Source organism: Acetobacter lovaniensis (genome assembly GCF_014207635.1).
In the GTDB taxonomy this organism is placed as follows: domain Bacteria; phylum Pseudomonadota; class Alphaproteobacteria; order Acetobacterales; family Acetobacteraceae; genus Acetobacter; species Acetobacter lovaniensis.
In genome coordinates this window covers 1-18,470 of record NZ_JACHIE010000007.1, presented here as the reverse complement: position 1 = coordinate 18,470, position 18,470 = coordinate 1, and the positions used below count along the sequence as shown (strand labels likewise).

General features: G+C 53.0%; 18 protein-coding genes. 10 read left to right on the top strand and 8 right to left on the bottom strand.

Annotated elements, in window-relative coordinates; translation table 11 throughout:
• Window positions 1-93: 93 nt before the first annotated feature.
• The 4 genes from HNR55_RS08970 to HNR55_RS08955 all read right to left on the bottom strand — a co-directional run bounded on the left by HNR55_RS08970 (window position 94) and on the right by HNR55_RS08955 (window position 3,071).
• On the bottom strand, window positions 94-855 hold the full coding sequence (locus HNR55_RS08970) for an SDR family NAD(P)-dependent oxidoreductase (RefSeq protein ID WP_198911917.1): 762 nt from the start codon (window positions 853-855) through the stop codon (window positions 94-96).
• A gap of 102 nt (window positions 856-957) precedes the next feature.
• The gene (locus HNR55_RS08965; RefSeq protein ID WP_166114694.1) at window positions 958-1,857 is read right to left on the bottom strand and encodes a LysR family transcriptional regulator; all 900 of its coding nucleotides are present in this window, start codon (window positions 1,855-1,857) and stop codon (window positions 958-960) included.
• Between the two features lie 169 nt (window positions 1,858-2,026).
• Window positions 2,027-2,797 carry an alpha/beta fold hydrolase gene (locus HNR55_RS08960; protein WP_166114695.1) on the bottom strand — a complete coding sequence of 257 codons (771 nt, stop codon included), beginning with the start codon at window positions 2,795-2,797 and terminating at the stop codon, window positions 2,027-2,029.
• Window positions 2,798-2,858: 61 nt separating this feature from the next.
• Window positions 2,859-3,071 (bottom strand): hypothetical protein, encoded by a 213-nt coding sequence (locus HNR55_RS08955; protein WP_166114696.1) that lies wholly within the window; start codon window positions 3,069-3,071, stop codon window positions 2,859-2,861.
• Between the two features lie 252 nt (window positions 3,072-3,323).
• Between HNR55_RS08955 and HNR55_RS08950 the strand changes: the two genes are divergently transcribed.
• Window positions 3,324-4,411, top strand: a protein-coding gene (locus HNR55_RS08950) for an IS3 family transposase (protein WP_166114697.1) whose coding sequence is annotated in 2 segments (ribosomal slippage) — window positions 3,324-3,585 and window positions 3,585-4,411 — 1,089 coding nt in all. Because the reading frame shifts where the segments join, the coding sequence is not laid out codon by codon here.
• A 34-nt stretch (window positions 4,412-4,445) separates the two neighbouring features.
• On the opposite strand, the gene HNR55_RS08945 is transcribed toward HNR55_RS08950, so the two are convergent.
• The gene (locus HNR55_RS08945; protein ID WP_166114703.1) at window positions 4,446-5,396 is read right to left on the bottom strand and encodes a hypothetical protein; all 951 of its coding nucleotides are present in this window, start codon (window positions 5,394-5,396) and stop codon (window positions 4,446-4,448) included.
• A 262-nt stretch (window positions 5,397-5,658) separates the two neighbouring features.
• The gene (locus HNR55_RS08940; RefSeq protein WP_165925595.1) at window positions 5,659-6,258 is read right to left on the bottom strand and encodes a recombinase family protein; all 600 of its coding nucleotides are present in this window, start codon (window positions 6,256-6,258) and stop codon (window positions 5,659-5,661) included.
• Window positions 6,259-6,434: 176 nt separating this feature from the next.
• Between HNR55_RS08940 and HNR55_RS08935 the strand changes: the two genes are divergently transcribed.
• The 6 genes from HNR55_RS08935 to HNR55_RS08910 all read left to right on the top strand — a co-directional run bounded on the left by HNR55_RS08935 (window position 6,435) and on the right by HNR55_RS08910 (window position 10,889).
• A complete protein-coding gene (locus tag HNR55_RS08935; RefSeq protein ID WP_166114706.1) occupies window positions 6,435-6,977 on the top strand; it encodes a hypothetical protein in 543 nt (180 codons plus the stop codon).
• Between the two features lie 59 nt (window positions 6,978-7,036).
• On the top strand, window positions 7,037-7,411 hold the full coding sequence (locus HNR55_RS08930; RefSeq protein WP_166114709.1) for a hypothetical protein: 375 nt from the start codon (window positions 7,037-7,039) through the stop codon (window positions 7,409-7,411).
• A 42-nt stretch (window positions 7,412-7,453) separates the two neighbouring features.
• The gene (locus HNR55_RS08925; RefSeq protein WP_166114712.1) at window positions 7,454-8,104 is read left to right on the top strand and encodes a hypothetical protein; all 651 of its coding nucleotides are present in this window, start codon (window positions 7,454-7,456) and stop codon (window positions 8,102-8,104) included.
• A gap of 29 nt (window positions 8,105-8,133) precedes the next feature.
• Window positions 8,134-9,120 (top strand): hypothetical protein, encoded by a 987-nt coding sequence (locus HNR55_RS08920; protein ID WP_166114715.1) that lies wholly within the window; start codon window positions 8,134-8,136, stop codon window positions 9,118-9,120.
• 35 nt (window positions 9,121-9,155) lie between these two features.
• Window positions 9,156-9,797, top strand: coding sequence for a hypothetical protein (locus tag HNR55_RS08915; protein ID WP_166114718.1), 642 nt, complete (start codon window positions 9,156-9,158; stop codon window positions 9,795-9,797).
• A gap of 222 nt (window positions 9,798-10,019) precedes the next feature.
• Complete coding sequence (locus HNR55_RS08910) at window positions 10,020-10,889, top strand: hypothetical protein (protein WP_166114721.1); 870 nt, start codon at window positions 10,020-10,022, stop codon at window positions 10,887-10,889.
• A gap of 13 nt (window positions 10,890-10,902) precedes the next feature.
• On the opposite strand, the gene mobF is transcribed toward HNR55_RS08910, so the two are convergent.
• Window positions 10,903-13,944: a MobF family relaxase gene (gene mobF / locus HNR55_RS08905; protein WP_166114724.1), complete on the bottom strand. Its 3,042-nt coding sequence runs from the start codon at window positions 13,942-13,944 to the stop codon at window positions 10,903-10,905.
• Window positions 13,945-14,396: 452 nt separating this feature from the next.
• On the opposite strand from mobF, the gene HNR55_RS08900 reads away from it, so the two are divergent.
• The 3 genes from HNR55_RS08900 to HNR55_RS08890 all read left to right on the top strand — a co-directional run bounded on the left by HNR55_RS08900 (window position 14,397) and on the right by HNR55_RS08890 (window position 16,301).
• Window positions 14,397-14,780 (top strand): hypothetical protein, encoded by a 384-nt coding sequence (locus HNR55_RS08900; protein ID WP_166114726.1) that lies wholly within the window; start codon window positions 14,397-14,399, stop codon window positions 14,778-14,780.
• A 122-nt stretch (window positions 14,781-14,902) separates the two neighbouring features.
• Window positions 14,903-15,670: a nucleotide-binding protein gene (locus HNR55_RS08895; RefSeq protein WP_166114734.1), complete on the top strand. Its 768-nt coding sequence runs from the start codon at window positions 14,903-14,905 to the stop codon at window positions 15,668-15,670.
• Window positions 15,671-15,680: 10 nt separating this feature from the next.
• Entirely contained in the window at window positions 15,681-16,301 is a 621-nt protein-coding gene (locus HNR55_RS08890) for a hypothetical protein (RefSeq protein WP_166114737.1), read from the top strand.
• A gap of 229 nt (window positions 16,302-16,530) precedes the next feature.
• Here the strand turns inward: HNR55_RS08890 and HNR55_RS08885 are convergent, their stop codons facing one another.
• A complete protein-coding gene (locus HNR55_RS08885) occupies window positions 16,531-17,991 on the bottom strand; it encodes a hypothetical protein (protein ID WP_242005536.1) in 1,461 nt (486 codons plus the stop codon).
• Window positions 17,992-18,470 lie beyond the last annotated feature (479 nt).

Here is an 18,470-nt window from a genome sequence, read left to right as displayed (position 1 = left end):
CAGTCGCCTCATCCCCGTCATCCGCTCGGTCATAGCCCGTTCCGCAAAGCAGACCTGGCCATGACGAGCAGCGAGAGAGTGGAAATGATCTGATCAGGCGGGAAGAACTACGCTTTTCCCACCATCGGCCATTGTGATTGCCCCGACCATGAAGCTGGCCTCGTCAGATGCGAGAAAGGCTATTACCCTTGCGATCTCCTCTGGCTGAGCCGCACGTCCGATGGGGGCGTGTTTGCCATAGTCTGCAAGGGCTGCTTGGCCGTCTGCATGAATATGGTTGAGAATATTGGTCACGGTATCTCCAGCGCCCACGGCATTCACCCGGATCCCATGACCGATTGCTTCCACTGCAAGGGTCCGGGTGAACTGTGCGAGAGCCCCTTTTGATGCGGCATAAGCTGCGATCGATGGAAATGTCTGAAAGCAGGCATAGGAGCCGACATTGACGATAGCTCCGCTACCGTTCGGGATCATCGCACGCATCGCCTCACGTGAGTGCAGGAATACGCCCCTGATATTGACGGCGAAGATGCGGTCCCAGTCCTCAAGAGTCATGTGCACCACCAGTTTGTTGATGATGATGCCCGCATTATTTACGAGAATATCCAGCTGACCGAACTTCTCGACCGCCGTTGCCACGGCCAGTCGGGCAGCGCCTTCTTCTGTCACGTCCCCGACGAGCGGGACGATGCCAGGCCGGGCCAGAGTGCTGACACTGGGATCGTGGTCTTCCGCAATAACCGATGCCCCACGCGCATGAAGTAGTTCCACAGTTGCGCGACCGATCCCGCTTGCAGCGCCGGTAACAATCGCGACTTTGCCTGCAAAATTTCCTGATGTGTTTTCCGGATCCATACAAACCTCCTGTGATGTCGAGGACATTATCTGGAGTGACCGGGCCATAAGTTTAATACCGGATATTCGGGATGGGTTATACGGCTGGGCAGGTACAATCTGTCACGGCTTCTTTGCACCGCGCACGGCGGCAATAAAGGTCTTCACCGCAGTCGACCGATGACGGTGTGGGGGATAGTAAAGCGCAAAGCCAGGAAAAGCGGCGGAATACTCCGTCAGCAGGGGAACAAGATGGCCGGCCTCAATGAGCGGCTGGACCTCGCTCTCAACCCATAATGCAATGCCCGCACCAGCAACGGCGGCATCAAGTGCGGCCCGCTGATCATTGAAGGTCAGCGGGCCGGATACGGCTACGGAGAACCAGACGCCATTTTCGCAGAATTCCCAGTTGTACAAGGCAGCGTGCCCCGGCCAGCGAAAGCCGATGCAGAGATGATCGCGGAGTTCACGCGGATGGAGTGGTACCCCGTGCTGATTAAGGTAGGACGGGGCGGCAACGGCAATCTGCCGCAAACCGGGCTGAAGCGGAAACGCAATAGCATCCTGATCCAGCATCTCTCCAAGCCGTATGCCTACGTCGAACCGTTCGTGTACGATGTCCAAGCCAGCATCATCAATCTGCACCTCTACGCTGATCCGGGGGAAACGTCGGACAAAGTCAGGCAAGAGCGATTTTAGAAAGAGCTCATAACCAAGACGTTGGGCGTGAACCCTCACGGGTCCCGCGATTTCGCCACCCATCGCACCGGCCTCGCTTATAGCGGCCCCGATTTCTTCGAACGCCACGCCGAACCGCGCCGCCAGACGTTCACCGGCGGGCGTGGGGCTGACACTGCGTGTCGTTCGGTTCAGGAGCTGGACGCCAACAAAGTTTTCCAGTCGGCGGATCGTTTCACTGAGCGTTGAACGCGATACACAAAGTTCTCTCGCAGCGGCGACAAAACTGCCGCGATCGATAATACAGCACAGTGCGCGAAGATCAGAATAGTAGCGGTCAGACATACCTTTCTTTAGCACAAATCGACCAGTTTATGGTGCCAAGGGCGATTGATCGTCCCAACCCAGAGGATCCGTCAGTTGGGAGTGTGGCGGATTGACGGGATACGCCTCATGGCAGACATTCGGGAATCAGAAAGGGATTGCTATGACGGGACATAAAACTGCATAGCCTTCAGATTGTAACGCGCGTGATGAAATCCTGTAAGAAGGGAAGAACACTCTCAGGCATGTCTTCAAGTAGCGTGTGTTTAGCGAAGGGCAGGTTAAGTAACCTGGCACCTTTGACCTGCTCAGTAAGGTCAAAGGCCTGTTGCCGAGACACCAGCATATCATCGTCACCATGCACTACGAGCAGAGGGCACCGGATGTTTTTTACAGACGCGCCGGGATAGGCATCTTCATCGCAGCCGAGCCACATCTGCGTCGCCGCCGTGAATAGCTTGCCGAAATCCGGGTCGGGATTTTCCGCGTTGTAGACCGATATTTGACTCCCGAACATCGCACGCCATTTTTCAAGAGTGATCGTCTGATAAATCTGCCGGGCCGGATCATTTTCCGGCAACACCCAATGCGCGCCGACCGCTATGACGAACTCCGGTTGTACGGCACGCGATGCAGCCAGCCGCAAAGCGACAATGCCACCGTCACTATGTCCAATTATACCGGATTTTTGCAGCCCCATCGTGGTAAGAACCACGGTAAAATCATCCTGAAGCTGTCGATATGTCAGAGGGGCGGTCCCGATACCGGATCGACCATGCCCACGCGTATCAATAGCAATCAGCCTGTAATCTTCTGAGAGATGCTTTGCGAGTGGGATGAAATCGAGACGGCTCTGCAAGCCTCCATGAAGCAGGACTATAACTCTTCCTTTTGGGTTCCCGGCTTCAGAGACGAACAAATTTGTATCGCCAACGGATACAAACTTCCCTGTGTCAAACATTCAGTGGCTTTCCTACGGTTGAATTGCTCTGGATCTTACAGTGAGATTATCAACGGCAACGTTACATTCTCAAGGTTTCACGCTGCCCAAACCAGACGAAGGTTTTCACATCGTTCAACATACAGTTTAGATGAATAAGAACGTCTGCTATTTTACGTTCAAGCGCAGATAGCGGACTTTCGCTTCCCCCCCCATATCTGCCATCAAACGCTTTGATCATGAACATGGGCTGGGCCTGACTTGCCAGCAGCCCATCGATCAGCGCAATGCCCAATGGCTGCGCAGTTCCATCCCATAACCGCCGATATTATTGGCCCACAGAGAGTGATGATTGGAGCACGAGATCACAGAAAGAGAAACATGACTGACCTCTCACCCTCTGTGACCTCATGTTCAAATTGAACGCCCCCTTTCCATCCTGCGCCGAATATTCAGAACCGTTTCTGGCGATACACCGGTAATCCCCCCATAAAAAGAGTGGCTTTTGAATGAGAATTTTCTCAGCGTATGGAATGAGGAGATTCTGATGAAGAGTGATCGCTTTACTGACGCGCAGATCATGGGTGTGGTCCGTCAGGCTGAAGGTGGCGTCCCGGTTCCAGAGCTGTGCCGGGAGCATGGGATCAGCAATGCCACGTTTTACCGGTGGCGCGCGAAATATGGCGGCATGGATGCGTCTATGATCAGTCAGATGAAGGCTCTGGAAGAGGAGAACCGTCGGCTGAAGCGTATGTATGCGGATCTGAGCATGCAGACGGATATCCTGAAGGAAGCCTTTGGAAAAAAATGAAGAGGCCAGTCCAGCGCCGGGAACTGGCCGTAGAGGCTGTGGCGCATCACGGGGTCAGCATTGCGCTGGCCTGTCGGATTTTTGGGATATCGGAAACCTGCTTTCGCTATCGTCCGCGACTGGCAGCGGAGAACGACCGGATTGCCGCTCTTCTGGTGGGACTGACCCAGGCTCACAGGAGATGGGGATTTGGCCTGTGTTTCCTGTATCTACGTAATGTGCAGGGACAGCCCTGGAACCATAAGCGGGTTTATCGGATCTATCGGGAGCTGGAACTTAACCTGCGGATTAAACCCCGCAGACGTCTGGTTCGCGAAAAGCCTGAAAAACTTTCGGTTCCGACCCTTCCCAACACGGTCTGGTCCATGGATTTTATGGCAGACAGGCTTTTGGATGGACGCGCTTTTCGTCTCCTGAACATTCTGGATGACTTTAATCGTGAAGGACTGGCGATTGAGGTTGATTTTTCCTTGCCGGCCTGTCGGGTTGTCCGCTGTCTGGAACAGGTTATGGAGTGGCGCGGCAGGCCAGGGGCTATCAGAATGGATAATGGCCCTGAATATATCAGTCATACGTTGGTTTCATGGGCCGCAAAACAAGGAATTACCTTGATCTATACGCAACCGGGCAATCCGCAACAGAACGCCTATATCGAACGCTACAACAGAACAGTCCGGCAGGAATGGCTGGAGCAGTCTCTGTTTGAAAGCATTCAGGACGTACAGGAGGTCGCAACACAATGGCTCTGGACATATAACCATGACAGACCCAACATGGGGAACGGCGGGTTCACACCCGCTCAGAAACTAAAAGCAATTGCCTGAATTCTCAGTCAGAACCCCACTAAAAGTGGGGGGATTACCCACCGACCAGACTGGCAATCTCACGCAACGTCATTTTCTGACTGTCCGGGGAGGCAAGGATGGCCTCAATCTCCTTCCTGCGCCCTGTGGCCGTATTGTGTCTGGGCTTGGGCGGACATGTCGTTTGCACAGGATCGGGGGGTTCCGGAGCCTCAGTCTCCCTGATGTGCGTTTTCAGTTCTTCAGTCTCACTGATATGGGTCTGCCGAACAGCCGCCAGATCACGCAGGATCGCTTCCAGATTTATCGCCTCCGACATCTGGCGGCCTTTCCTTGTGTCCATCTGAAAACTGACCCGCTTCATCAGATCATCAATCGTGTTGATGGGGAGTTCAAATTGAACAAGGTCAGCGAGAATCACCATACGCTTCAAAACAGCCTCTGGCATGACATCCTCGTCCTGACTGGCTTGTCTGTAGGCACGCCTTACAAACTGGCGATCATCCCGCAGCGTGATCCAGTGGTTCAGTTCCGCAAGAGCGTCATCAATCGTCTTTGAGAGTGGAAGAGCGCTCCGCAACGCCTCCAACGCGCTTGAGGACCAGTCATATCCTGCACGCCACCCTGGCAGAGCGTAGCTTTGCACAGCTTCAACGAGAATATGCTCGTCAGGCATCACATGGAACAGCCTTCCCTCATAACGTCCTGTGATCTCATTCGCCTGATCACGCAAAGCCTGACGGTGCGCCTTAAGTGCCGCCTTTTTGGCTAAAGCCTCCTCTGCCTCCTGCCTCTGGGTTTCTTTTTCACGTTGCTGTCGTTCCCGGACCTCCCGAGCCTTATGCACATTTCCACCGGCCAGAAGGACTGGAATATCCTCCAGCACATAACCATGCCGCCCAGCAATCGCGCATGCTCTGTCCTTTGCCGCAGCGCGCTCCCCAGCTGAACCACCACGCTCGACAAGGGTCCAGATTTTTCGCAGCCGTTCAAGATCAAGCATCATGATATGGACGCCTCGCGTTCAAATTGAACACAAGCAGTTTGGTCAGCCAAAACAAAGTCATGCCTGTGGGGATTTATCAGCATCAAGGGAAGCGCGGAGAGATATAAAGTCCCCAAGCCGAACAGTGTGCGAAACACAGTCACCAGTGATACGCCGCAGAGTATCGGGGTTCTGGAACCCGTTCTGACAGACTTCGTTTTGGAAGAAGAAAGAGTCAAAAACGGTGGTTTTCGGATTGCCGTCAAGCACCCATCTTTGTCAGTCATGATGACATACCCAAAATGCGGCTTTTTGATGAGTCGATTGCTGCTGTCAGGCGCTGGATGGTTGAGACAGACACCCCCATGACCTGAGCAATCTGACCATTGGTCTGACCTGTTGTTGCCAGCATTCTGACATGGGATTTCTGCGCCGCCGTGAGCTTGGGTTTACGCCCAAGCCTCACCCCGGCCTCACGGGCGGCTGCCAGACCAGCAATGGTTCTCTCCCTGATAATCTCGCGCTCAAACTCCGAAAACCCCGCAAGAATGGTCAGAAACAACCGCCCATTAGGCGTATGCGTTTCAACACCAATATTGATAATCCTTAGCTTGATACCGCGCTCATTCAAGATCCGGATCAGACCAATGACATCCACGGTATCCCGACCAAGGCGATCGAGTTTGGCCGCAACCAGACAATCTCCTGACTGAAGAATTTTCAGAAGGCAGGAGAGACCAGGCCGGTGAAGGGCCGGCACACCCCCTGAAATCACATCCTGTGTAATCTGCTCATCAGAAAGACCTTCCTGCCGCAAAACCAAAATCTGCGGATCATTGGTCTGATGCTCTGTCGACACCCTGACATACCCATAACGTCGCATGACCCATAAACCCCCTTTTTGACCCGGAATTTCTTACATCTTCCGCATGACGCGAGAGATGTTCAAAAACCACGGATTCTGCTCACACCATTCAGTGTAGTGTGGCGTGAGAAGGATTTCATATTTCCGGAACACAGCACGCCGTCTCAAAGTGTGTTGGTAAAGGTCTGAAAATAATGTGTCGTGATTTAAAGAAATCTCGTTTTATGCACCTCTCGATTGCAGCCCTGTCCTTTTTGACTATGGGCGGGGTGAGTTTGACTTTGGCATCGGCAGACTCACCGAGAGAAGCCCAGACCCGTTACGGACTGGCCTCTGGAACCGGTCCGCTCAATACCTTGCTGATTAACGGCCAGCCCACAACGCCGAAAATTGCCGGGAATAGTGCGCTTTTCGTCCAGAAAATAGCGGAATCCGGCGACACTGATGTCGTTCTTTTAACATCCGTTGGCGGTCAGGCTTGTGACGCTCAGTATTCAATCCTGCCGGTCACGCCGAACGGAATCAAGACGCCCACACTATTCTTCGGGAATTGCTCAACTGCCAAGCCGTCCATTTTCGGGAGCAAGATCACACTGAAATTTCCGCGCAATATCGGGAAATACGTCACCACGCCGGCCGAAGTCGATGTTTACGACCTTACGACCGGAATCCTGACGAAGAACGGCAAGACCATCCCTGCTGCCTGCAAGCTGGATGATGGCGTTTGCCAAGGGTGATTTCACCTTAGTCTTTAATCTTTTTCTCCACACTTAAATCGAAATCTGCTGAGAGAATCATGAACGCTCGCTCTATACTCACCATCTCCAGAATGGCCGCTCCTGTATGTGGACTTCTCGCACTGTTCCCCTTGGCCGGGTGTGGCGAGAGTGGCCCTTCTCTGGAAGAACTTCAGTCCATAATCTCTCAAAACTATGCGGATGCTGTGGAAGGGAACCGGTCATTCGGAGACATTCTGGGTCACAATCATCCGACACCCCCGGTCGTAAAGGTCACGGAACGGACGTGTGAAGCGCGGGGTTCCTATGAGTTTCACGGTGAAAAACTGCCAATCTTCCGTTGTGATGTGACTTTCAAAGTGGGGGAAGATCAGCAGAAACAGAAGCTCGATTACGTCAAAATCGAAGGGAAATGGAGCCAATACGAAGAATAAGGCGATTTATTATCCGCCAGTGACAAAAAAGGAATTTGATTGATGCTGATCAGAGATGTTGACCTGAAATTCTACACAGCAAAAGGATACCTTGCCGTTGCTGGCGGCTTCGTTGCCATTGTTCTCATGACCTGCCTTCTTGGTGGGCTTTCAAACGGCGGGCCAGTCGGTGTTATTCTCGGCATTTTCTGCGTCGGGGGTGGCGGATGGCTTGCTCGCAAAATTGCCAGAGCGATCAGCGGTGATCCTCTGGTTTCATTTCCAAAGATGTATGGGGAGATTTTTGCTCACCCGCCTATCCAGATTAATTACCGGCTTGATGTGGATGATTACCTCACCGCCATCTGTTACGATGGTGAATTCCTCTACATTATTGAAAAGAACAAGATGGCCTCATTGAAATGGAGTGATGTCCGTCAGTGGGAATGGGCCATTATCACGCCACAAAAGCAGATCACGACCGGAGGCTCCCCAGGTCAGGCATTCCAGGGTTTTGTCAATGACTCCTTTGCCAATCTGGCGCCCACCCTCAAAGCCATGAAAAACAGTGGTATCCGGTTGACCGTCAAGAGTCTCGATCATCCGCAATGGTTCTACAATACAGGCAAGGACAAGAACGCCGAAGTCGTCTGCAGGAAATGGGAAGAAATCTTCCAGCAATTCAATGATGGCACTCTCGCGATTGCACGCTGATCAACGGTAAAGAATAAGGGGACAGTATCATGGGGCCTGAAGAATTAGCGATCATCATGAGTCCCCAGTTCATCAACGCGACATTCCGTGCGGGTGAGGACTGGTATTATGGGATGCTCGAACGCACCCAAGAGGCGAACCGTCTGGCCCAGCATCGCCATTCGTTTGAAGTCGCCAACGCTCGATATGCGGTTGTGAATCACCAGCTTCTCCATGACGCACGCGAGCAAAATGCAAAATGGAAAGCCTTTGCGAACGATCTGGTCAGGAAGCATGATGACTATGCTGTCTTGGCGAGGCGTCTTCTGGATGAAGAAATCGCCGGTCGGAAAGCGGAAACAAACGCGAAGCGCGCGGTAGAACAGCAACTGGCGGATGAGAAGTCCCGTTCGGCCGACAAGGATAACGAAATCGCGCAGCTTAAACAGGATTGGAATTGGTTTAGCAATACTCTGGATACGACACATGCGGCTCTGACCGCTGAACAGCAGAAGGTGGCGGCTCTTCAGGCAGAGAATGAAAAATTGAGGGCAACACTTTCTGCGGCAGAAAGCGATCGTCAGCGTCTTCATGAGGACAACGCGGCGTTCCTGTCTGCCGCTGATCATTTTGAACAAAAATGCAAAGACCTGAAATCTGATCTGACGCGAAGCCAACAGGTTCTACACGAGGAAGAAGCCGAGCATCTGAACCTTTCTCATGATCTTCGAGACGCCTCCCTAGTCAATGAAGCGCTTTCATCCGCTCCCCTGTTGGCCCTCTCGTTAATGGAACAGACACACGCGTTGTGGGCGGCTCAAGGCAAGCCTTCCATGATGGAGCACTCTCTTGGGTCGCATTACCGTGTCGACGGTCACCCTTTAACCGTGCGTGAGTATCTTTGGTTTGCAACGCTGATGCGGGAGATGGCAGCCCATCATGTCCCAGATCACCTCGTCAGCGCACATTGCCCTGTTGCACAGAGAGGCGATTTCCTGACCCGTCCCGTCACGATCCAAGAGAAAAGACCCGATTGATCCTCCTAACACCGGAATAAAATGAAGGAATAACCATGGCACAGACTGATCGTGCGTCCTCTCCGATGAACCTCTATGCCGGGTGGCTGACGGTTGACGGGCAGTGTTATCCCTTTGGCGCCGAAACCAAGCGGCGTTGTCTCCAGATGATTGCGACATTCATCTGCTCCATGGCTGAAATGCATGCTGAAGATCAGCGTAAATATCCTGATACCGCATTGCTCTGCCCTTATTGGTATTCAGGCGTTTATACAAATTCAGAGATACGCATGCTGGCTTCTGACGAAACTCTTGATCCAGACGCGCTCGATGACATGATGCAGCACGCGCTTGATGATTATTTCAGCAATCCGGACATTAAAATAACAGCTCTTGTTTCACCACTCCTCGTCCCAGTCGTTGGTCAGACTGTTGGTGACTCTCTGTTTATTGCGATGCTGGATAAAGACAACGACTTTGCAGGGTATGTCACAACGGACGAGGAAACCGCCGAGCACTGGCTGACAGAGTATGTCGCGCAAGTCTTTGGGCCATCTGTGGGAAAACCCGGCATGAGTGTTGATGCAGCAAAAAAATATCTTAAGGGCTCAGGGCTTATACACATCTGCCCCCTTCCTCTTTCTCCTAACCTCAAGATGGTCCTTTCCTTGGCGGCCCTGACCCCACAGGCCGCCTGAAAACAGCATCCTTATTCTCTTAAATCTGAACTTTCGATTCCGCGCGTCTGCACACGGAAAACGAGAATTTTACGGTCAGAATATCCCAGAAATCCGCCATTTTCTGAAAAATGATTTTCTCTGAACGATTTTTTTGACAGAAAAAATTTGCACGAAAAATGAGATCCAACCGCACATCTCTTAGACTCAAGGAGTGTATAACGTTTTAAGGAAGCCTATATCATGTCTAATACTTACCCAAACTGGAATGGTTACGACTTGCGCCTGTCTGTCACAACACAGCAGACCCTTCAGGCCATGCAGACGCAGGCTGCCGAAAACGCGTTCCTGAATGATCTGCTCTTCATCACCCTTGACGACAGACCTGTCCGCAAGCTTCTGGGCAATCTGGAAGCATTGCGTCCGGATCCAGAAAACACACTGCTGATCCAACCTCTCACAAGTCTCTCAGGTGCCAGTCTGGTCTCCCTCAACCACCCCCACACCGCCCTCGACTTTAAGGATGAGCAGAACATCCTGACCGTCCATGAAACCAAAATCCTCCAATGGGCTTCAAAAACCCTTGATCAGGACGGTGAAAACATCTTCATCGCCATGATCGCCGCCCGCCTGTTCATGGGCGCACGCCCTGGTGCCCTTCATACCTATCGGGCACAGGTTGATGTCGACCGGATCCTCCCGGCCCTTCCTAATACAATGACCCTTATGGCGTTTCTGGGAGAACGACCCGAGGAGGTCCCAAACTGGGAAGATCTGCTGGATGCTTTTGCCCGCGCAACAGACATCGGAGATAACAGGATCGGGCGTTTGTCGTTCCTTTTGGCCAGTATCCTGTTTTCTGTCATGGAAAACCTGCCGGATGCCTATCATGTTGCAGAGCGCTCCAAAGGTTTCCTCGACAGAACAGGGGAGATCGAAAATCGTCTTTTCAGCATTCTGGACACAATTCCCCACTGCTATTTCCAGCCCTTCATGACTCCGCCGACACATTTCACACGCCCCCCTCTGGGAAGCAGTGGCAGAATAACAACCAGCAAAGGACCAGGCCCCAAACAAGTCCGTTCTCGTTCTCCAAGGCCCCGGTGGGGATAACACCGCCCCATATTTACCACTCTGGTTCATGGCGCGGCCCTTGAGGCCGCGTTTCTTTTATCGCTTCCTTCTTCCACACCTCTTCTTGCCTTTGGTCCTGTACAGACACACGATGTGACACTCCATCTGACCTCTGTTTGGCAAAAGACCTAGAAATTTGCGGTAGAAAAGAGGGATCTTGTCTTGGTTGGGCAAATACAGCCTCTGACGCGATCGTCCGCGTCCTGATCTCATGCGCTACGGCCTCTTCAGCCGAACGCGCCTCGGCCCATGCCTGCCGGTTCACCACGAAGTCAGCCGCATTCTGTTTTCCTGAAGACTGCTGTCCTTCCAGAATAATCTGCCTGATGGCCATTTTTGGTGTCAGGGTCTGCGTTTGTTCGTCCTCCTGATCCAGCGCATCAGGCGCCTCCAACCGACCAGCGCCATCAATATCCACAACCACCCCGTCACGCCGGATCTGGTTTTTTTGATAAAGAAGCGCCATGCGCGCCGTATCGGTATAGAGTGTGCAGGCCTGACGATGCCGCGTCATGGCCACATAAAGCAGTTCCCGATCCAACCCCGCACGATTGAGGACAAAGGCCCGATCCACACTGGCCCCTTGGGCAGAATGAAGTGTTACCGCATAGGCATGTTGCACCTTAATCGGACGTTCTTCTTTGTGCCCCTTGGAATGGCGGCCGACAGGGATCAAATCTGTCCAGCGTGTCGTCACCTCAAAACCCCGGTCAAAAACAAGACAGAGAACCGGTTCTCCATCAGGGTCCCGATACGCCGCCTTCACCGTTGCCAGATCATTATTACGCACCAGATGCGCCCCGGCCTTTAGGGTTTCTCCAAAGATGAGCCGATCACCAGCAACCAAAGGCAAGGCTTCGACGACGGGGTTGCGTCCACGCGCTGTTGCCTCAACGCTAATCTCACACGCGCCAGCATGGTCCCTCTTGCTGATCAGCACAGAACGTAACGCCTGATTAAGGGCTTTTACTTCGGCATGGGTACGGGCCAGAACCAGCCGTGTATCATTGGGGTTTTCACTGACATCCTGACAGACCGCATCAACCAATGTCTGCTGCAACGCCTCGCCTTCCCCTACGATGATGCGACCATGGGCGTCATAAGACCTTACCGCCTGTTCGACCTGCCCGGCAGCCAAATCCTGACTGGCCTGTCTTTGCCACATCTCTTTCTGGCGCCTGATGGCTTCCAGTCTTTGTGTCCCCAGTGTCTCCGCCAACAACCGCATGGGAGATCCGGGAGCCACCGGTTTGAGTTGCCGTGTGTCCCCCGCCACAATGACCTTGGCTCCCGCTTTGGACGTCACCTCAAGAAGCTCCGCCATTTCCATGGTACCAACCATGCCGCCCTCATCAAGGATCACCACATCATGGCGCGCTAATGTTATGGCCTGCGCATGATCAGGATCTTTCAGACGATTCAGAAAACTCCGCAGAACAGCAGCCTGTGCCGGGGGTGTTTGCGTATCCTGCGCAATGACAGAGACCGCTTGATGGGAAGGCGCTGTTACCCAGACCCGACAGCCCGCCTCCCGTGCCACGGCTGCCGCTGTTCCCAGACTGTAGGATTTCCCAGTGCCAGCGGATCCTTCAACGACACTCACCCCATCGCGGTTCAGAGCATGGCGCACCAGATCGGCCTGTTCCTCTGAAAGGGTTTCTCTCTTTGCCACAACGCCTTCCAGTCTGTCTCGTGACACAAAGGCCCGTTCATCGCGACGAGTGGTGGCCAGACGCACAAGCGCACGTTCCGCATTGATCACCTCTGGTGTGGCGTAATGCAGGTTTCTGGTCTGGGAGAGAGCGTTCCCCGTTAACTCAATCAGATGCTCCGACCGACGGGCCGCATGGGCTTCTTCCAAGGCCTGTGCCAACGTCAGCCTGCGTCCCTGACAGTGTTCCAAGACGGTGCCGATCAGATAGCGATCTTCAAACACAGCTTCTGTCTGGGTCAGTTCCTCAAGGGCGCAGGCAAATACCGTTTGGGGATCCTGTGATGGAACCTCTTCCAAGCCTGTCGCGGCCAAAGCACACTCCCATAGAGCCTCTGGTGTCCATCCCTCCTCCCGGACTTCCTGTTCCCACCGCGTCCGCAAAACGGCCCGTGACGGCAGGTCTGATTTGGCCCCACGCGTGTTCCGGGAAATATGTTCAGCCGCTTCCCTATGATGGGCTGTCTGTATCCCTCTATGACGCGCTTCCTGTTCAATGGCCGCCCGTCTCTTTGAGAAGCGCTCTTCCACACTGGGCGCCACACCGGCCACACGGAAATTCCGACCATCCTTGAGTGTTGTCAGACCAAGGTCCCGTTCCAGCGCCTCACTCAATGCCAAACGATAGACCGCGCCCATTTCCTGTTGGTGCAAAAGCAGTTCCCGATTATCGAGCGTGCCGGTTGAGCCATCTTTACGGCGACACACATTCATCAACACCGCATGGGTATGGATCTGAGGATCCCCCGCACGACTGGTGGTGTGCAGAAATGTGCCGGCCATTAATTCGGCGGGTGTTTCTTTCTGACTGCCATTGTGACCCCTGCGTGTGACGATCAGGCCGGTTGTAAAGGCATACTCAAGTGCCGCAAAAACGGCCTTTTCTTGCGCGGCCTCAATCCGATTACGTTGGCTCTCTGTTCCCATGGCCCACAAAACCGATACCGATTTGGGGGCCGCAAATTGCAGATCATACCCCACACGACGCTGCCCTTTGCTTTGAACCAGAGCCTGCCCCGTCAGCGGATCGCATCCCCTTGCCAATGCCCTGAAATCAGATGGACTGACCTCTGCCTTTTGCTCAACAAACGGAAGGCTTTGTCCCGGAAGTTTACAAACAGTGGTCCACCAGATGCCGGGCTTTTCGCCGGTGCCATTATCCAGATAATAAGCAGCCCGATCCCGCCCTGACCAATCACCGCGTTTCCGAGGGGCACGTGCAGGGCGTGCCCCCTCCCCTGTCACAACGCTTTGCGCCGTGAGATCCTCATTCACTGCGTCAATATAATATTCGACATCCGATAAGGGCGTGCAGGTAAACATGCTTTTATGTCCTGAGAAGACTACTTGTCTGATCAGGATAGCGTCGCCTGAAGAGGATCACCTCTTCCCCTCAGGCCACATCAGGAAGACCGGCAGAAAGCTCAAAAGAATTCCACATAATGCTCGGAATCCTCCGCAAAACTATCTGAAATACCTGACGATCCTTCACAATGGATTCCGCGAAACAAACGGCTCTTTCCTGCCGGAAAATATGCACCGTCTCTTCCTAAAAGCATCGAAGATGCGTGGTGTGTTGCTAATTTCTAAAGGGAACGGGAACAATACAAAGGAAGGTATGAAACCAGACCATGTCTTCGAAGATGTGAAGGTTGCTGTGAGGGCGGATACACTCTGCGTATCAGGATCCTGTCAGGTCATGGGAAAAGAAGATGCTCTTTTATTCTATGACACCCTGTTCCCTGAAACTCTGTTGCATCACAGGAGGGATACTCATGCCTCGCAAAGACAAAATTTCTTCAGTTACAATGCTCGGCACGATTGAAGATCTGATTGCCGATCTGGAAAATGAACGCAAAGAGCGTGCTGCCAGAAAACCGGCCACAGCCTTTGGTGTCATCACACAGATTTATCCAACCCTTCTCAGGATGAAGGCCGATGGCTGGTCAGATATGGAGATTTGCACAACGCTCAAAACGCGAGGCATCACCCTCAGCCCCGGAACACTCTCTACCTACATGAAGAAAATTGGTCGGGAAAAACGAACCATAAAGCCAAAACCACCGCGCACACCCAAAGTGGATTCCGCGACACCGTCTCCTCCATCGCCCTCCATGCGCGGCTTTATCTCCCAGCCACCGCCACTTCTGGACGCCTGAGGCCATCTCGACCTCCCGGTGCCGTCTCATCACCCCTGTCACGATCTGAGTTTTTCATAAGACGACCCTACACTCTTGATTGGGAAGGCACTGAAGCCCTCCCAATCAAAAGGACATAGGTTATGAAACAGGCTGTCAAACGCCTCGTGCTGATCGTTTCTGGCAAAGGCGGCGTTGGGAAAACAACCTTTGCTCGCCTTCTGGTCGATACTTATCACACCCGAAAAATACAGGCCTCCCTCTTTGACGCTGATGGTCAGGTGGGTGGTCTAGCCCGCACCTATCAGGATCTGGGTGTCCTGTTTTACGACCTGAGGCAGGAGAGAGAACGCGACACGCTTCTCAATTCCATTGATACCGACAAAGCCGTCATTCTGCATGATCTGCCTGGTGGATCACGGTTTGAAATTTCGAAAATCATTGATATCGGCGATGGTAAAAGCGTCGAAGGGTTTCTGACCGCCCTGACGGAAAACCATGTCCGTCTTACCCTTGTGCATCTTCTGGATCATGAGATCGAGAGTGCCCAATCCGTCGGCCAGTATCTGGAAACCTTCGGCACAGATCTGGTCAACCATGTCGCCGTTCTCAATCTCCGGGAAAGCCGCGACCTGCGCAATGACTTCCCATACTGGTATGGTCATGAGGTCTCAGGGCAACGCCGTTACGGTAAAGCGCGAGAGCGCATCCTCTCTGCGGGCGGTGTGGAAATCACTATGCCCGGTCTCCACGCGGCCACCCGCGCCAAGGTCAACGCCCTGAACCTTCGATATGCTCAATGTCTGAAGCACCCGGACCTGACCATTACAGAACGGAGTGCCGTCTCTCGCTTTCTGCGCGACTTTCATAAAAGTCTGACCCCGGCAGCAACCTTTCTTGGTCTGGAATGAGGAGGCAGCCATGACGATTTTTGACGATACGGCCAAGGCCCTGAAGATGTCTCCCAAAGACCGCAAATGTGTCTGGGCCACTCTGGGGGATCTGGGCCTGAGCCCGGATGATCCGGAAGTCGTGCGCCTATTGGTCACAGAATACACTAAAACAACCCTGAACGCGCTCTCTGCCGATCTGGAACAGGCGACGACCAAAGCCCTCCGCGCTTTTGAAACCGCCCAGTCTCAGACAGAGGCAAGCGCTCAGGCCCGTCTTGCCGCCCGACAGGCTGAACTGGCCCAGACCCTGGCACAAACGATTGCCACCCGCCTCGAAGACAGTCTGGAACGACAGACATGCGTGAAAGAGCAACACCTCATGATCACACAGTGGGGCATAGGGCCGGTTTTGGTCGGGCTGGGAGTCTGGTTGGCAAAACTCTGGGAAGGCGGTTCTGCCGGCACGCATGACACACCCTCCATCTGGCTGGCGTCTTACGACCCGTGGGCGCTTTTGGCCGCTGGTCCAATGCTGTTTGTGATCCTGCGTCTTCTCATTGGCTGGACGGTTAGAAACCGCCTGATCAGAGCCCTTCTGGTGCTGCCTCCCCTTGACGAGGTGCGTCGCTGGAGGAAAGACCGCGATTGAGAACCTCACGAAACCAAAGCCCTGAGGGGAGCGCTTTACGCCTCCCCTTTTTTATTGCTCCCTTAGATGCGGCCTGCCCCTCATTCGGGCAGACAAACCTCTCCTGTGCGCAGACCGTATCCGCTTTTCTAAAAGACGAAGCCAGTCGTCCTCCAAAGGGCTGATACCCCTCTGGACGCTGATCAAATGGTATAGACGCGTATAAGACTGGAATAAGACAGAGGCGTTTTCAGATATGACGCCTCGCGTCACTCTGTTTGGCACGCATGGCCACCTCAGCCGCCATGATTTCTCGCCAGAGCGCACCTCCTAAAACCCCGTCATCAACACGATCTGTCCTCAGCCGAGGAGAGTTAGCATACATAAAACACCTCACAACGTCAGGATTATGCTGCGGCGCAAAGAGACGCGCCAAAGCGCCCGATGGCCGCCCAAACCACCCGTTCTTCTGAGCCCATCCCAAGGCCTGCAGGTGATGGCGTCGGAGAAGACCGAGGTTACGCTTTCCCTGTTCTGTTACAGGCGTCAGGGTGAAATTCTTGACCAGCGTATGGGGCTGCCAGATACCGACTGCAGTCGGTGAAGGGCGTTCCCGAGCCACAATCATATTTTCAACCGGCGCTTTTTTCTCACCCGGTCCTACGCTTTCCTTCGGTACGCTTCCCTTCGGAAAGGGAGAGCCATCCGCGCCAGACAGGATGCGCGAAGTCAATTTCTTGGTTCTGACCAACTCATGACCAGGGCTAGGGTTCATGGGCGTTGGAACAGCTTTCTTCCGGACCACCTTCTCACCCTGTGTTTTGAGCCCTTTCCGAAAGGCAGCAAAACCCTCTTTGGGAGTTATGTTCCGCATTCCATTCAGTTCTTCAAGAAACCAGATTGCCGCTTCATCACTCAGGTCAGAAAAGAGAATTTCATCTGGCTTTGTCCGCTCTGCCTTATACAATTTGGCCATGTAATCCATGGTGTCGCTATGAGAGCGGACAGGACCATCAATATAGAAACCAAGCTTAAATTTTTTCCTTACGATCTGACAAAACTCTGTCCAGATATCCTTGGGCATCGGTTTGTTTAGAGTATAGAAAAAATTCACATGTCCATTGACCTTAACGTCTTGATTGGGACAACGGGCAAAAGCAAAGTCATTCATGAGCAAATGAATTTGAAATCCAAATTGCACATAAGCACTTTTTTTATACCAATAGAGCATTCGGCTGATACGAGCGCGTAATTTCTTCATCTCTTTTTTAAGGTCACCGTAAACGCCAATATGCACTTTTGAAGTAAATGTCCCGACGCAAAGCGGTATGACAGGGACAAGACCTCTCAAAGAACTCTTGTCATCCTCGTTTTTTGGAGCACGGCGTTTTTTCGGGAAGGTGAGCGTATGAAAATACAAAAGATCGTCTGCTAACTGCCGCCGGATACCATAGGCCTGCGAAGGAATGAGCAACGTGCGACGTAGGCGAATGCCCGGCAGATGTTCAACCGCCAAGGTCACTTCGCACACACGATCTATCTCCTCTGTCCTCGTATGGGTCGCAAGACCTGCTTCTTTCATAAGACGGAGAGGACGGGCATCCATATTGCGAAGGCGTTCACGCAAGTCATGATCCATACCGGTTTTGCGTCCCGTCCACGGGGCTGCCAATTCCGCAAATGTCGCGCATCGTTTCCGAAAAGAGACCATGATCCACCTCCTGAGAGAGTTCCATTACACAGGCCTGACATATCCAAGACCTTGTGGAAGGATCATAGCGTAGGAAATTGGCGATTTCATGTTTTGTTCTTGGTTGTAATCAAGGCTATCGTCATGGTTCTGAAGACAGAACCGGGTCAAGACAAGTCAAGAATACTCTCCGACAAGTCCTGAATGCTCAGCCTCCAATCATGGACGCACGAAAAAACAGGGAATCACATAATCGTGAGCACTGTTTAACGCCTTCCAAAGCATGAGAAGGCAGTTTTGATCGTCGATCAGATTTTAACAGATGCTTACCCGCCGATACGATGACACTTCATTTGTATAAACGTATGTGATACATATGTTCATACAAACAAGGGAGGTCTTCCAGTAAGCTTCCGGTGTGAGACGCCTTGTTGAGTTTATGGTGTGGTGATGTGCTTTGTTCATGACAGAGCGATCAGAACAGAATGATGCTTGTGTCG

Excerpts from the sequence above, each read along its gene's own strand:
- HNR55_RS08970 (WP_198911917.1), bottom strand. The coding sequence starts at position 855 with ATGGATCCGGAAAACACATCAGGAAATTTTGCAGGCAAAGTCGCGATT.
- HNR55_RS08965 (WP_166114694.1), bottom strand. The coding sequence starts at position 1,857 with ATGTCTGACCGCTACTATTCTGATCTTCGCGCACTGTGCTGTATTATC.
- HNR55_RS08960 (WP_166114695.1), bottom strand. The coding sequence starts at position 2,797 with ATGTTTGACACAGGGAAGTTTGTATCCGTTGGCGATACAAATTTGTTC.
- HNR55_RS08945 (WP_166114703.1), bottom strand. The coding sequence starts at position 5,396 with ATGATGCTTGATCTTGAACGGCTGCGAAAAATCTGGACCCTTGTCGAG.
- HNR55_RS08940 (WP_165925595.1), bottom strand. The coding sequence starts at position 6,258 with ATGCGACGTTATGGGTATGTCAGGGTGTCGACAGAGCATCAGACCAAT.
- HNR55_RS08935 (WP_166114706.1), top strand. The coding sequence starts at position 6,435 with ATGTGTCGTGATTTAAAGAAATCTCGTTTTATGCACCTCTCGATTGCA.
- HNR55_RS08930 (WP_166114709.1), top strand. The coding sequence starts at position 7,037 with ATGAACGCTCGCTCTATACTCACCATCTCCAGAATGGCCGCTCCTGTA.
- HNR55_RS08925 (WP_166114712.1), top strand. The coding sequence starts at position 7,454 with ATGCTGATCAGAGATGTTGACCTGAAATTCTACACAGCAAAAGGATAC.
- HNR55_RS08920 (WP_166114715.1), top strand. The coding sequence starts at position 8,134 with ATGGGGCCTGAAGAATTAGCGATCATCATGAGTCCCCAGTTCATCAAC.
- HNR55_RS08915 (WP_166114718.1), top strand. The coding sequence starts at position 9,156 with ATGGCACAGACTGATCGTGCGTCCTCTCCGATGAACCTCTATGCCGGG.
- HNR55_RS08910 (WP_166114721.1), top strand. The coding sequence starts at position 10,020 with ATGTCTAATACTTACCCAAACTGGAATGGTTACGACTTGCGCCTGTCT.
- mobF (WP_166114724.1), bottom strand. The coding sequence starts at position 13,944 with ATGTTTACCTGCACGCCCTTATCGGATGTCGAATATTATATTGACGCA.
- HNR55_RS08900 (WP_166114726.1), top strand. The coding sequence starts at position 14,397 with ATGCCTCGCAAAGACAAAATTTCTTCAGTTACAATGCTCGGCACGATT.
- HNR55_RS08895 (WP_166114734.1), top strand. The coding sequence starts at position 14,903 with ATGAAACAGGCTGTCAAACGCCTCGTGCTGATCGTTTCTGGCAAAGGC.
- HNR55_RS08890 (WP_166114737.1), top strand. The coding sequence starts at position 15,681 with ATGACGATTTTTGACGATACGGCCAAGGCCCTGAAGATGTCTCCCAAA.
- HNR55_RS08885 (WP_242005536.1), bottom strand. The coding sequence starts at position 17,991 with ATGGTCTCTTTTCGGAAACGATGCGCGACATTTGCGGAATTGGCAGCC.